The organism is Streptomyces sp. NBC_01288 (assembly GCF_035982055.1).
Classification (GTDB): Bacteria; Actinomycetota; Actinomycetes; order Streptomycetales; family Streptomycetaceae; genus Streptomyces.
This window is the reverse complement of record NZ_CP108427.1, coordinates 6958094-6971671: the sequence shown is the minus strand read 5'-3', so window position 1 is coordinate 6971671 and position 13578 is coordinate 6958094. Positions and strand designations below refer to the sequence as shown.

The window sequence follows — 13578 nt, the reverse complement described above, 5'->3', positions numbered from 1 at the left end:
GGACGGCCGGCGGGTGGGCTTCGGGGGCGGGTACGGGGACTACTGCGTTCACGAGCGGCTCCGATCGTGGGCAGGGAAATCAACAGACGGGGCAGGAGTAAGTCACCTAAGAGAAACGGGAGTTGGAGCTGGAACTACCAGCGCGGCATCGACGGCGTGACCCACTCCGGGTCGGTGATCCGCATCGCGGCCGCGTCGTCGCGCTCGCGCAGCGCACCGTCGTCGTCGAGCCACCGCCGGTGCAGGAACTCCAGCTTGGCGTGGTCGAGTTCGACGCCGAGGCCGGGCGCGTCGGAGACGGTGACCTTGGCGTCGGTGAAGGTGAGGCGTTCGGTGAGGACGTCCTCCGACTGCCAGGGGTAGTGGGAGTCGCAGGCGTGGTGGAGGTTCGGGACGGTCGACGCGACGTGGGTCATCGCGGCGAGGCTGATCCCGAGGTGGGTGTTGGAGTGCATGGAGATGCCGACGCCGAACGTGCGGCAGATGGCGGCCAGTTGCTGGGTGTTGCGCAGTCCGCCCCAGTAGTGGTGGTCGGAGAGCACCACCTGCACGGCGTCCTTCGTGAAGGCTTCCTTGATCTCCGCGAACGTCGTCACGCACATGTTGGTGGCGAGCGGCACATCGGTCCCGGCGGACACCTCGGCCATGGCAGGGGTGCCCAACGCCGGGTCCTCCAGGTATTCGAGGACGTCCCCCAACTCCTTCGCCACCTTCAGCGAAGTCTCCACGGACCAGGCCCCGTTGGGGTCGAGGCGCAGGGGGTGGTCGGGGAAGGCCGCCGCCAACGCCCGTACGGCGGCGATCTCCTCGTCCGGCGGGAACACCCCGCCCTTGAGCTTGAAGGACGTGAAGCCGTACCGCTCCTTGAACTTCCGGGCCTGCTCGACGACTCCGGCGGGGTCGGTCGCGGCACCCCAGTCGTCCTTCTCGCTCGCGATGCCCTCGGGGTGGTCGGCCCACTTGTAGAACAGGTACGCGCTGTACTCGACCGCGTCCCTCACCTTGCCCCCGAGCAGGGCGTGCACGGGCAGCCCGAGGGTCTTGCCGAGCGCGTCGAGGCAGGCGACCTCGAAGGCGGAGACGACGGACAGGCGCAGCTTGTCGGCGGTCTGGACACCGCGCAGGCCGCCGACGTCGACCTGTCCGGAGACCCGCGAACTGTCGACGGCCAGCTCGTCGGCGACCGTGAACAGGCCGTTCAGGTCGCTGACTTGACGGCCGATCAGCTTCTGGGCGAAGGGGCGGGCCAGTTCCAGGTACTTGGTGTCGCCGTAGGTCTCGCCGAGGCCGGTGATCCCGTCGGCCGTCTCGATCTCGACGATCAGGCGCGGGGTGTAGGGCTGGTGGACGCCCTGGGTGTTCAGGAGCGGCGGGTCCGCGACCAGGATCGGGGTGAGGCGGACGTCGGCGATGGTGAGGTTCACAGCACGGCTCCTACGAGGTCGAGTCCGGTGGCGAGCAGGGTCGTGAGTTCGGCCAGGTCGGCGGCCGAGGGATCGGTGAGCGGGGCGCGTACGGGTCCCACCGGCTGGCCGCGCAGCCGGGCCGCCGCCTTGACCAGCGACACGGCGTATCCCGGTACCCGGTCGCGGAGTTCGACGAGCGGGACGTAGAAGTCGCGCAGTAGCCGCTCGACGGTCTTGTCGTCTCCGTCCGTCAACGCGGTGAAGAAGGCGTTCGCGATCTCGGGGGCGAAGGCGTGGACGGCCGAGGAGTACGCGGGGACGCCGACGGTGGCGTAGGCGCGGGCCTGGATCTCGGCGGTCGAGGCGCCGTTGAAGAACAGGAAGTCCTCGGGGGCGGCGAGCGTGAGGCGTTGCAGGCGGTCGAGGTCGCTGTGGCCGTCCTTGAGGCCGATGACGCCGGGGATCGCCGCGATCCGCTTCAACGAGCTTGCGGTGAAGGCGACTTGGCCGCGTTGGTAGGCGATGAGCGGGAGCCGGGTGCGGGCGGCGAGCTGCTCCAGCTGGGCCACCAGGCCGTCCTGTGGGGCGGCGACGAGGTAGTGCGGCAGGACGAGCAGCGCGTCGGCGCCCGCCTCCTCCGCGATGCGCGCGAAGCGGGCGGCCTGCGCCCAGCCGTAGCCGACTCCGGCGACGACGGGGACGCGGCCGGCCGCCTCCTCGACGGCGATGGTGACGACCGTGCGGTACTCGTCCTCGTCCAGCGAGAAGAACTCGCCGGTGCCGCAGGCGGGGAACACGGCGCCGGGGGCGGTGGCGATCCGGGCCGCGACATGAATGCGGAAGCCGGCGGGGTCGAGGGAGCCGTCGTCGTGGAAGGAGGTGAGCGGGAAGGAGAGCACGCCGCCCGTCATCCCGTCCCGGAGCCTGCGCACCACGGTCTCCGTGTCGCCGTTCACTGTGCCATCTCCCTATGTAGACGTCATCCACGTATGAAGACAGAGATTAGATACGCGAACCGCGACCGTCAATGGGGCACCCGCGCTCGCTAACATCGCCCCATGTCAGAGCCCGGTGGCGTCCGCGAGGTGAAGTCCGCCGCCCGTACGGTCGAGCTGCTCGAACTGCTCGCCGCGCGCGGCGACCGTCCCGCGCGCCTCCAGGAACTCGCCGACGAGCTGGGCGTGCCGCGCAGCTCCATGTACGCCCTCCTCCAGACCCTGATCGCGCACGGCTGGGTCCGCACGGACATCACCGGCTCGCTCTACGGCATCGGCATCCACGCCCTGCTGACCGGCACGACCTATCTGGACTCCGACCCGCGCGTGCGGGTCGTACGCCCGTATCTCGACGAGGCGTCCCAGGCGCTCGGCGAGACGATCCATCTGGGGCGGCTGGACGGGCGGGACGTGGCGTATCTGGCGACGCGGGAGTCGCACGAGTACCTGCGAACCATCAGCAGGGTGGGACGGCGACTCCCGGCCCACGTCGGCGCCCTGGGCAAGGCACTCCTCGCCGAACGGCCGGACGCCGAGCTGCCCGACGGGCCGTACGAGGCCGCGACGCCGAACACCCACACGTCCCGGTACGCGTTGGCCGCCGACCTCGCTTCGATCCGCGCCCGGGGTTACTCGGTCGATCGCGAGGAGGGTGTCGTCGGGATCGTCGGGATCGGGTTCGCGCTGCGGTACGACAACCCGCCGCTGGACGCGATCAGTTGCTCGGTGCCGGTGGCTCGGCTGACGCCGGAGCACGAAGGGCAGATCGTGGCGGTGATGCGGGAGGTCAGGGCGAAGATCGAGGGCGCGGCGTCTGCGGCCGGTGGGGCTGTGCACTGGCGGTAGTGGGCGCGCCTTCCGAGGGCTGCGCCCCCAGACCCCCGCAGCGGGCAGTCCGAATGACGCCCCCGGCACCGGAAATTGGGCGCTCGTTTACCCGGTCCCCCCTACCCCAAACTGAACGTGCCCCAGATCACACCCCCCGCCCTTCTTTCGTGAACCGCGTGCTTGATACAAATTGGCCGCGCGTCCCTGTCCGTCGACGGTCGTCGCCCCATCCCCCTTTTTTGAGCCGCTTCTTTCGCATGCCCTGGGAACGCCCGTGTTCGCCCGCAGCACCACCACGCCCTGGCCCCTCGTCGCCCTTTTCACGGCCGGGTATCTAGCCCCCTATCTCCTCCCCACCACCGTCGGCAGGCTCGACGCGGGGCTGCCGCTCTCCGCCACGCAGGCCGGTGCCGTCGGCAGTGCGCTGCTGTTGAGTTCGGCCGCGGCGGGGTTTCTGCTCGCCTCCCGGGTCGACCGGGTCGGGCCGCGCACGCTCGCGCGGATCGGTCTCGCCCTCGCCGTTCTCGGGTACGGCTCGGCCGCCCTCACCCACGCCGTCCCCGCGGTCATCGCGGGCGCGGTGGTCGGCGGATTCGGCTCGGGTACGGCCACCACGGTCGCCGCGTCCGGGATCGCCGCCGAACGGGACCCCCATCGCGCGTCCACGCTCGGCCTGTTGTGCGTGTCGGCACTCGCCGGTGCCGTCTATCTGACGGTCCCGCATCTCGGCGCGGGCCACGGCCAACCGCTCGCCGCGATCGCGCTCACGGCACTCGCCGTATGGCCACTGACCGGCCGCCTCCCGGTCCGTACGGCGAGAGAGCACACGCGCGTGGACACCTCCGGACTCCCCCACCGCCGCGCCGGACTGGTCCTCGCCGGCACCCTGCTGTGCTGGTCCCTCGCCCAGAACTCCCTCTGGGGCGTCAGCGGCCGCATCGGCATCGACCAGGCGCACCTCTCCGAGGTCACCGTCGGCGCGGTCTTCGCGATCGCGCTCGGCACGGGGCTGGTGGGCGTGATCGGCGCGGGCACACTCGGGGCCCGGCTGGGGCGCGCGGTACCGATCGGCGCGGGGACGGCGCTCATCGCGGGCTGCATCGTGCTCAGCGCGTCCGCGCACGACCTGAGGACGTTCGCGACCGGCGAGATCGCCTGGAACACCCTCTACCCGGTCGTCCTGTCCTACGTCCTCGGCCTCGCCGCCTCCCTTGATCCGCGCGGGCGTTGGGCCGTCCTCGTCGGCTCGGCCTCGTCGCTCGGCACGGCGGCGGGACCCCTGGCGGGCAGCGTGCTGTCGGCGCGGGCCGGGTTCCCGGCGATGGGCGCGATCCTCGCGGTGGGGCTGGTCGTGATCGCGGTACCGATGACCGGGGTCGCTCTCCACACCGGCGGCCGGCTGCTGGTGCCGGGTACGGTCCGGCGACGCGGGGGCACCCCGGCCGCCGTGGTCGCCTCGTCGACCGGCTCGCCCTGCGGCGCGGTCCCGCAGATCGGCGCCCCCGAACAGCCGGTCGTCGAGATCCCGATGGACACCCCGGCCGTCCCGGCGCAGGGCGCCTACGACACGGCGGGCCCTCGGCAGGCGGCCACGGCCACCGGCGGCTGAGCAGCACATCGACACAGGCCCAAGCCCAGCCCCCCAGGGGCGCGGGGCTGTATCGACGTGCGGCTCCGCCGCGGGGCGCGACCAGCCCCCACCAGCCCGCGGTGTCACCACCGACTTACGAGAACTCGTACGCCTCCACCTCGGCCAGATAACGAACCCGCCGCTCCTCGTCGTCCTCCAGGAAGGACGCGACGAAGGAGTTCCGGGCCAGCTCGCGCAACCGGTCCTCGGTCAGGCCCAGCGCCGAGCGGACCGCGTCGAAGTTGTCGCCCGCGTACCCGCCGAAGTAGGCCGGGTCGTCCGAGTTGACCGTGCAGAGCAGGCCCGCGTCCAGCATGGCGGGGAGGGGGTGCTCGGCGAGGATGTCCACCGCGCGCAGCCGGACGTTCGACAGGGGGCAGAGGGTGAGGGGGATGCGGTCGCGAACCAGGCGCGCCACCAGCTCCTCGTCCTCCATGCAGCGCAGCCCGTGGTCGACGCGCTCCACGCCGAGGATGTCCAGCGCCTCCGTGATGTAGGCCGGCGGACCCTCCTCACCGGCGTGTGCGACGCGTCGTAGACCCAGCGCGGCGGCGGCCTCGTAGACCTCGCGGAACTTCACCGGCGGGTGGCCGACCTCGGCCGAGTCGAGGCCGATGCCGGTGATCCGGTCGAGGTACGGCTTCGCGGCCTCCAGCGTTTCCAGGGCCGAGTCGGCGGACTCGTCGCGCAGGAAGCAGAGGATCAGGCGGGTCGAGACGCCGTGGTTGGTCTCGCTGCTGCCCAGGGCCCGCCACAGGCCCTCCACCACCGTGCCCATGTCCACACCCCGCGCGATGTGCGCCTGCGGGTCGAAGAAGATCTCCGCGTGCCGTACGCCCTGCGCGGCGGCGCGGGCGAGATAGGCGTTGGCGAGGTCCTCGAAGTCCCGCTCGGTGCGCAGGACGGCCATCAGCTCGTAGTAGAGGTTCAGGAAGGTCTGGAGGTCCTCGAAGAGGTACGCCTCGCGGAGTTCCTCGGTGTCCGTGTACGGCAGCTCGACGCCGTTGCGGGCCGCGAGCGCGAAGGCCAGCTCGGGTTCCAGGGTGCCTTCGATGTGCAGGTGCAGTTCGGCTTTGGGAATGGGCATCGAAGTATCGTACGGGTGTTTTACCGCCGTTTCGGAACCGGCACCCTGAGTAGATCGTGCGCCACGGTCAGCTCCCCCTCGAACCCCGCCGCCCGCGCCTGCCGCTCGAACTCCTCCGGCTCGGAGTACCGCTGACTGAAGTGCGTGAGGACCAGGTGCCGTACGCCCGCCTCCTGCGCCACCCCCGCCGCCTGCCCTGCGGTCAAGTGGCCGTGGTCTACGGCCAGTTGCTCGTCCTCGTCCAGGAACGTCGACTCGATCACCAGCAGGTCGCAGCCCTCCGCGAGGGCGTGCACCCCGTCGCAGAGCCGGGTGTCCATGACGAACGCGAAACGCTGGCCGTGCCGTGCCTCACTGACGTCGTCGAGGGTCACGTCGCCGATCGCCCCCTCGCGTTGGATGCGACCCACGTCCGGGCCCTTGATGCCGTGCGCGGCGAGGCGGTCGGGGAGCATGCGGCGGCCGTCGGGTTCGGTGAGGCGGTAGCCGTAGGACTCGACGGGGTGGGAGAGCTTGCGGGCTTCCAGGGTGTACGCGGGGGTGGTGGCGAGTACGCCGTCCTCGGACACCGGGGACTCCGTGATGCCCACCGTCTCGCGGTACGCCGTGGCGTAGCGCAGGCGGTCGAAGAAGCGCCGGCCCGAGCGTGGGTAGTGGGCGGTGATCTCGTGCGGGACCCGGTCCAGGTTGATGCGCTGGATGACTCCCGCGAGGCCGAGGGAGTGGTCGCCGTGGAAGTGGGTGACGCAGATGCGGTTGAGGTCGTGCGCGGCGACGCCGGCGCGCAGCATCTGGCGCTGGGTGCCCTCGCCGGGGTCGAAGAGGATGCCCTCGCCGTCCCAGCGGAGGAGGTAGCCGTTGTGGTTGCGGTGCCGGGTGGGGACCTGGCTGGCTGTGCCGAGGACCACGAACTCGCGTACGGACACGGCGAGTTATCCGGGCGGCCACTGCATGCCGCGGCCGCCCATGACGTGGGCGTGGGCGTGGAACACGGTCTGGCCCACGCCGCTGCCGGTGTTGAAGATGACGCGGTAGCTGTCGAGCTTCTCGTCGGTCGCCACCTCGCCTGCCTCCCGCAGTACGTCTGCGGCGATTGCCGGTTCGGCGGCGGCGAGGGAGGCGGCGTCGGGGTAGTGGACTCGGGGGATCACCAGGACGTGGGTCGGGGCCTGGGGGTTGATGTCCCGGAACGCGACGGTGGTGGACGTCTCTCGGATGATCGTCGCGGGGATGTGGCCTGCGACGATCTTGCAGAACAGGCAGTCGTCCTGCGGGTCCCCTGACATGTGGGTTTCCTCCGAGGCTGGGGGTGCTTTACGCGAGGCATCGTATCGTCGTCTGGTGCGGGTGCGTGGGGGCTGGTCGCGCCCCGCGGCGGAGCCGCAAATCGGCACAGCCCCGCGCCCCTAGGTGGGCAGGGTCGGGGGTGTTTTTGCCGGAGCGGTCTCCAGTGACTCCAGCGCCAGGCGGATTGCCTCGTCCAGCTGGGTGTCCCGTCCCGCCGCATAGTCCTGGGGGCGCTGGACCACCTCCACATCCGGGTCCACCCCGTGGTTCTCGACCCCCCACCCGTAACCCTCAAGCCAGAACGCGTACTTGGGCTGGGTGATCAGCGTGCCGTCCACCAACCGGTACCTGCTGTCGATGCCGATCACGCCGCCCCATGTGCGCGTGCCGACCACCGGGCCGATGCCGAGCGCCTTGATCGCCGCGTTGACGATGTCGCCGTCCGAGCCGGAGAACTCGTTGGCCACGGCCACTACGGGGCCGCGGGGTGCGTCCTCGGGGTAGCTGTAGGGGCGCATGCCTCGGGGGAGGTCCCAGCCGACGATGCGGCGGGCCAGCTTCTCGACCACCAGCTGTGAGGTGTGGCCGCCGCGGTTCTCGCGGACGTCGACCACCAGGCCCTCGCGGGCGACCTCCACGCGCAGGTCGCGGTGGATCTGGGCCCAGCCGGGGGCCTGCATGTCGGGGACGTGGAGGTAGCCGAGGCGGCCGCCGGACTTCTCGTGGACGTAGGCACGGCGGTCGGCCACCCATGCGTGGTAGTACAACGGTTCCTCGTCCGCCAGGGGGACGACCACCGCGTGCCTCGGGTCTCCGCCGGCTGCCGGGGAGATCGTCAGCTCGATCGGTTTGCCCGCCGTGCCGACCAGGAGGGGGGCCGGTCCCGTGACCGGGTCGACGGGCTGTCCGGCCACCGCGAGGATCGCGTCTCCCGTGCGGACCGCTACGCCGGGGGCGGCGAGCGGGGCGCGGGCGTTCGGGTCGGAGGTTTCCGAGGGCAGGATCCGGTCGATGCGCCAACTGCCGTCCTCGTGACGGGAGATGTCGGCGCCGAGCAGACCCTGGCGCTCGCCGTGGCCGTGGCCGCCGCGCGGGGTGACGTAGGCGTGCGAGGTGCCCAGTTCGCCGTGCACCTCCCAGAGGAGGTCGACGAGGTCGTCGTGGGTCGCGACGCGGTCGAGGATCGGGCGGTAGCGGTCCAGGACGCCGGTCCAGTCGACGCCGCTCATGTCCTCGCGCCAGAAGTTGTCGCGCATGATGCGGCCGGTCTCGTCGAACATCTGGCGCCACTCGGCGGCCGGGTCGACGGTCTGGCGGATGCGGGACAGGTCGACGTTGATGTTGGTGTCGTTGTCGTCGTCCTCGGAGGAGGCCCGGCGGTCGCTCGGGACGACGCGGAGTTTGTGGTCGGTCCAGAGCAGGACGCGTTTTCCGTCGCCGCTCACCTCGAAGTGGTCGGCGTCCCCGGCCAGGTGCTCGATGCGCTGCTGGGCGAGGTCGTAGCGCTCCAACTCCGTTTTGGGGTCCGGGTCTTCGGGGGTCGCGCGGGTGGCGCCGAGGACTCCCTGGACCGGGTGGCGCAGCCAGAGGACGCCGTCCTTGGCCGTGCGGAGGTTGGAGTAGCGGCCTGCCTCCACCGGGAACGCGACGATGCGGTCGGCCAGGCCTTCGAGGTCGACGCGGGTGGTGGGGCGGCCCTCGCTGTCGGGGGTCTCCTCCTTGTCGGGGGCCTCGAAGGGGCGGCCGTGCCGCTGCGGTCCGAAGGGGGACGGGGTCGTCGCGGCGAGGGTGATCAGGTGCGGGCGGTCGCCGACCACGAAGGCCAGGTCGAAGACGTGCTCGTCGTAGACCGGGTCGAAGGAGCGGGTGGAGAGGAACACCAGGTGCTTGCCGTCGAGGGTGAAGGCGGGGGCGTAGTCCTGGAAGCGGAGCGGGGTCGCCTCGGTGACCGACAGGTCTGTGGTGTTCGCCAGCTTCAACTGGCGTAGCGGGCGCGGGCCCGGGTGGGACCAGGCCAGCCAGGCCGAGTCCGGGGAGAAGGCGAGGCCCGAGGCGTCGCCGTCCTCGCTGCGGTCCACCTCGCGGACCTCGCCGGTTTCCCGTTCGACGAGGAGGACGCGGCCGTCGTGCGAGCCTACGGCGACCCGGCTGCCGTCGGGGGCCACGGTGAGGGCGAGGACGCGGCCGAGCTGTCCGGCGGCGATTCTGCGCGGGGTGGCGCCGGGGGCGAGGCCGGTGGCGGGGGCGAACTCCAGGGCGTCGTCGCCCTCGGCGTCCGTCACCCACACCACCCACTCCTCGCCGTCGGCGCGGAAGGTGCGGGGCAGCCGGGCGCGGACGCCGGGGGTGGCGGCCAGCGCGCGGGCGGGGCCGGAGCGGTGGGTGACCCAGTGGACGGCGCCGCGCACGGCGACCGCGCTGCCGCGTGCGGTGTGGTCGGGGGACGCGGACCCGAACCAGCGGGCCGCGGGCACCGGGAACGGCTGCTGGTCGATGCGCTGGCCGCCGAGCCGGATGTCGAGGCGGCGCGGTTCGGCGCCGTCCAGGTCGTCGAGGAGCCAGAGTTCACCGGCGGAGGAGTAGACGATCCGGGTGCCGTCACCGGACGCGTGCCGGGCGTAGAAGCCGTCGAGCGGGGTGTGGCGGCGGAGGTCGGAGCCGTCCGCGAGGGAGGAGTACAGGGCGCCGGTGCCCTCGTGGTCGGAGAGGAACGCGATCCGCTCCCCCGCCCACACCGGGTACTCGATGTTGCCGTCCAACTCCTCGTGCAGGCGCGTGAATTCGCCGTCGCCGTCGCGGTCGATCCACAACTTGCCCGCCGTGCCGCCCCGGTAGCGTTTCCACCAGGCGGCCTCGCGGCCCATGGGGGCGGAGAGGAGGACCGTCGCCGTCTCGCCCTGGGCGACGTCGCCGACCCAGCCGTACGGGAGGGTCGTCGCCGGTCCGCCGTCCAGCGGGACCGAACGGGCCCAGCTGCGGCGGAGGTTGGCCTGGCCGTGGGCGCTGGTCACGAGGACCTCGCCGGCGGCGGTCCAGCCGCGCACCTGGGTGCGTGAACTGCCCCAGTACGTCAGGCGTTTGGCGGGGCCGCCGTCGACCGGGGCGATGTGCACCTCGGGGGCGCCGTCGCGGGTGGAGGTCCAGGCGACGGTGGTGCCGTCGGGCGAGATGCGGGGGTGGGTCACCGGCACGTTCTCCGCGCTGACCCGCCAGGCCCGGCCGCCGCTGTCGAGGGACGCCAGCCACACGTCGTCCTCGGCGGTGAAGGCGACCGACTCGCCGTGCAGGTGCGGGAAGCGGAGATAGGCCTGGGCTGCGGACGCTGAGGGCTGAGTCACCTGATCAGGTTATGCACCGGTGCCATCCGCCGACAGCCCTTTGGATCACTTGCCCTCGACAGGCCAGCAGGTCGGGTCGCCCTTGCACCAGATCGTCTTGGTGACCGTGACGGTCGGTCCCGGGCCGTAGGTCAGCGTCGGGTTCGGGTTGTTCACGGACGACGGCGTCGCCGCGTTGCAGTCGCCGAGCCCGGTGACGTGGAAGACCTGCTTCCCTGCCACCTTGGCGACCAGGTCACCGCGCACACACGCGCCGTCGACGGCCCGGGTGACCTTGCCGGTGACGGTGATGTCCCGGTTGTCGGTCGTCTGCCCCTGGCAGTCGACGCTGACGACCGTGGTCTCGGTCGGCGAGGGCGTCTTCCCGGGCGTGTAGGCCTTGTTGTCGTTGCCGTAGTTGCCCGTGCAGGTCAGCCAGCGCACGCCCACATGGTCCCGCTTGAGCTCCGCGGTCGCCGTCTTGTCGGTGGTGTACGCGACGGTCGCCGAGCTGAGATCCCCGGGCTGGCACGCGACGGCCCCGCCCACAGCGACCACCGCCAGCCCCGCCACGGCGGCCACCCGCCGCCCGCGCGGCCGGAGCAGGTTCCGTCTCAACACCCTCATGGGCGGCAGCCTGTCACCGTCGGAGCGCGCGCGGAAGAGCGCATACGGCCACCCGCACGCCGGGGGCGCAATTCCCCGGCGGACGGCCTCAGCCGCGCAACAGCAGCCACTCCTGAAGCTCCACCACATTGCCCTCGGGGTCCTTGAGATGGGCGACCCGCATCCGGTCCGTCATCGGCGCGGGCCCGTGCAGCAGCTCCGCACCCCGGGCGGTGATCTGCTCGCAGTACCCGTCGAGACCGTCCACCCGCAGCACCACCAGCGAACGGTGACCCGTCGCCAAGTCCCCCAGTTCGCCAAGGGTTTGGGCCATCATCGCGCGGTCCTGGAGCGCGATCCCGGCGGACCCGATCGCGGGGCTGAACTTCTCGTACGGTCCCTCGGCCGCCCCCGACTGGGGCTTCAGGCCGAGGACTTCGGCGTAGAAGCGGTAGCAGGCGGCGAAGTCGGTGACGAGCAGCCGTACTTGGGCGAGTTCCACGGCGATCCCCCCTGGTTCAGGACCAGCGTCCGGTACGGCCCAGGAGCAGGGCGGTCGCCGCGGTCCCGGCCGTCGATGTACGCAGCACGCTACGCCCGAGGCGGCAGGCCTTCGCGCCCGCCTCCTCGAAGAGCGCCAACTCCTCGGGGGAGACGCCTCCTTCGGGGCCCACGACCAGCACGATCTCGCCCTCGGCGGGGAGTTCGGCGGTGGCCAGGGGCTCGCCGGCGTAGTCGCGGTCCTCGTGGAGGACGGCGGCGAAGTCGGCTTTGGCCAGAAGTGCCGCAACCTGTTTGCTCGTTGCCGCGTCCGCGACCTCCGGGAAGCGCAGCCGACGGGACTGCTTGCCGGCCTCCCGTGCGGTGGCGCGCCACTTGGCGAGGGCCTTGAGACCCCGGTCGCCCTTCCACTGCGTGATGCAACGGGCGGCCGCCCAGGGGACGATCGCGTCGACGCCGGTCTCGGTCATCGTCTCCACGGCCAGCTCGCCGCGGTCGCCCTTGGGGAGGGCCTGGACGACGGTGATGCGGGGCCGCGGCGCGGGCTCCTCGCTGACGGACTCCAGGTCCATGACGACGAGCCGGTCCTTGCCCTCGGCCGCCTTGACGACGCCCGCCGTCCACCGGCCGCGTCCGTCGGTGAGGACGATGTCCTCACCGGCCCGCATCCGCCGCACGGAAACCGCGTGCCGCCCCTCGGGGCCGTCGAGGACGATCTCACCGCCGCTGAGATCCGGGATCTTCAGGGGGTCGAGGATGAACACCGGCGCGGTCATCGGAGGTCGCCCCCGGACGACAACGCTGTCCGGGCGGAGGCGAGTTCGGCGACCAGGACCTCGACCAGTTGACCGGCGGGCAGCTCGCGTGCCATGCGGTGGCCCTGTCCGGCCCACAGGGCCATGCCCTGCGGGTCGCCGGACGCGGCGGCCTTCTTGCGGAGCGGGGAGGTGAGGTGGTGGATCTCCGGGTACGCGGCGGGGGCGTACGGGCCGTGCTCGCGCATGAAGCGGTTGACCAGGCCGCGGGCCGGGCGGCCGGAGAACGCGCGGGTCAACTCGGTACGCGTGAACAGGGGGTTGGTGAGCGCCTGCTTGTGCAGCGCGTTGGCACCGGACTCGGGGGCGGCGAGGAACGCGGTGCCGAGCTGGGCCGCGCTCGCGCCCGCCGCGAGGGCCGCGGCGATCTGGCTGCCGCGCATCAGACCGCCGGCGGCGACGATCGGGAGGTTCACGGTCTCGCGGATCTGGGCGACGAGGGAGAGCAGGCCGAGGCTCGCGCCGTCGTTCTCCGGGAGGTCGCGGTGGGTGCCCTGGTGGCCGCCGGCCTCGACGCCCTGCGCGATCACCGCGTCGGCACCGGCCCGCTCGACGGCGAGGGCCTCCTCGACGGTGGTGACGGTGACGAGGGTGAAGGTGCCGGCCCGGCGCAGCGAGTCCAACACCTCCGGGGTCGGGATGCCGAAGTGGAAAGAGGCGACCTTCACCGGGTTGTCGAGCAGGACGGACAGCTTGGCGTCGTAGCCGTCCTCACGGCCGCTGTCCGGGTCGCCGAGTTCCGTGTCGTACCACTGGGCCTCACCGGCCAGTTGGTGGGCGTAGACGTCGACCGCGGCCCGATAGGGCAGCGCGGCGACAGCCGCTCCAGTGGAGCCGGTGCTCGCACCGGGGTACTCCGGCTGCGGCATGAAGAGGTTCACGCCGAAGGGGCGGCCGGTCAGACTCCGCAGCTGCTTGATCTCCTGGTACATGCCGTCGGCCGTTTTGTACCCGGCGGCGAGGAATCCCAGCCCGCCGGCCTCGGACACGGCGGCCGCGAGACGCGGGACGGAGACACCGCCCGCCATCGGGGCCTGCACGATCGGATGAGGGAAGAGATCGGTCAGTGCGGAGGACATGACGGCATGTTGTCACGTCCTTTGAAC

The 13578-nt window shown here is 71.8% G+C and carries 12 protein-coding genes; 2 read left to right on the top strand and 10 right to left on the bottom strand.

Going from position 1 to position 13578, the window contains the following annotated elements:
• Positions 1-134: 134 nt before the first annotated feature.
• Together OG194_RS31565 and OG194_RS31560 are read right to left on the bottom strand one after the other, a co-directional pair.
• Positions 135-1424: a glucarate dehydratase family protein gene (locus tag OG194_RS31565; RefSeq protein WP_327404171.1), complete on the bottom strand. Its 1290-nt coding sequence runs from the start codon at positions 1422-1424 to the stop codon at positions 135-137.
• Positions 1421-2317 (bottom strand): 5-dehydro-4-deoxyglucarate dehydratase, encoded by an 897-nt coding sequence (locus OG194_RS31560; RefSeq protein ID WP_327407269.1) that lies wholly within the window; start codon positions 2315-2317, stop codon positions 1421-1423. Before OG194_RS31560 ends, OG194_RS31565 begins: the two co-directional genes overlap by 4 nt.
• A 147-nt stretch (positions 2318-2464) precedes the next feature.
• On the opposite strand from OG194_RS31560, the gene OG194_RS31555 reads away from it, so the two are divergent.
• Entirely contained in the window at positions 2465-3247 is a 783-nt protein-coding gene (locus tag OG194_RS31555; RefSeq protein WP_327404170.1) for an IclR family transcriptional regulator, read from the top strand.
• A gap of 256 nt (positions 3248-3503) precedes the next feature.
• A complete protein-coding gene (locus OG194_RS31550; protein WP_327404169.1) occupies positions 3504-4838 on the top strand; it encodes an MFS transporter in 1335 nt (444 codons plus the stop codon).
• A 115-nt stretch (positions 4839-4953) separates the two neighbouring features.
• Here the strand turns inward: OG194_RS31550 and OG194_RS31545 are convergent, their stop codons facing one another.
• From OG194_RS31545 to OG194_RS31510, 8 genes are all read right to left on the bottom strand, one after another.
• Positions 4954-5946 carry an adenosine deaminase gene (locus OG194_RS31545; protein ID WP_327404168.1) on the bottom strand — a complete coding sequence of 331 codons (993 nt, stop codon included), beginning with the start codon at positions 5944-5946 and terminating at the stop codon, positions 4954-4956.
• 20 nt (positions 5947-5966) lie between these two features.
• On the bottom strand, positions 5967-6872 hold the full coding sequence (locus tag OG194_RS31540) for a ribonuclease Z (protein WP_327404167.1): 906 nt from the start codon (positions 6870-6872) through the stop codon (positions 5967-5969).
• 6 nt (positions 6873-6878) lie between these two features.
• Entirely contained in the window at positions 6879-7232 is a 354-nt protein-coding gene (locus tag OG194_RS31535; protein WP_327404166.1) for a histidine triad nucleotide-binding protein, read from the bottom strand.
• Positions 7233-7352: 120 nt separating this feature from the next.
• Positions 7353-10571 carry a S41 family peptidase gene (locus OG194_RS31530; RefSeq protein WP_327404165.1) on the bottom strand — a complete coding sequence of 1073 codons (3219 nt, stop codon included), beginning with the start codon at positions 10569-10571 and terminating at the stop codon, positions 7353-7355.
• A 45-nt stretch (positions 10572-10616) separates the two neighbouring features.
• Positions 10617-11177: a hypothetical protein gene (locus OG194_RS31525; protein WP_327404164.1), complete on the bottom strand. Its 561-nt coding sequence runs from the start codon at positions 11175-11177 to the stop codon at positions 10617-10619.
• Positions 11178-11265: 88 nt separating this feature from the next.
• Entirely contained in the window at positions 11266-11658 is a 393-nt protein-coding gene (locus tag OG194_RS31520; protein ID WP_327404163.1) for a VOC family protein, read from the bottom strand.
• A gap of 16 nt (positions 11659-11674) precedes the next feature.
• A complete protein-coding gene (locus OG194_RS31515; RefSeq protein ID WP_327404162.1) occupies positions 11675-12433 on the bottom strand; it encodes a 16S rRNA (uracil(1498)-N(3))-methyltransferase in 759 nt (252 codons plus the stop codon).
• On the bottom strand, positions 12430-13551 hold the full coding sequence (locus tag OG194_RS31510) for a nitronate monooxygenase (RefSeq protein WP_327404161.1): 1122 nt from the start codon (positions 13549-13551) through the stop codon (positions 12430-12432). The genes OG194_RS31515 and OG194_RS31510 overlap by 4 nt, the downstream gene beginning before the upstream one ends.
• Between the last annotated feature and the right edge of the window lie 27 nt (positions 13552-13578).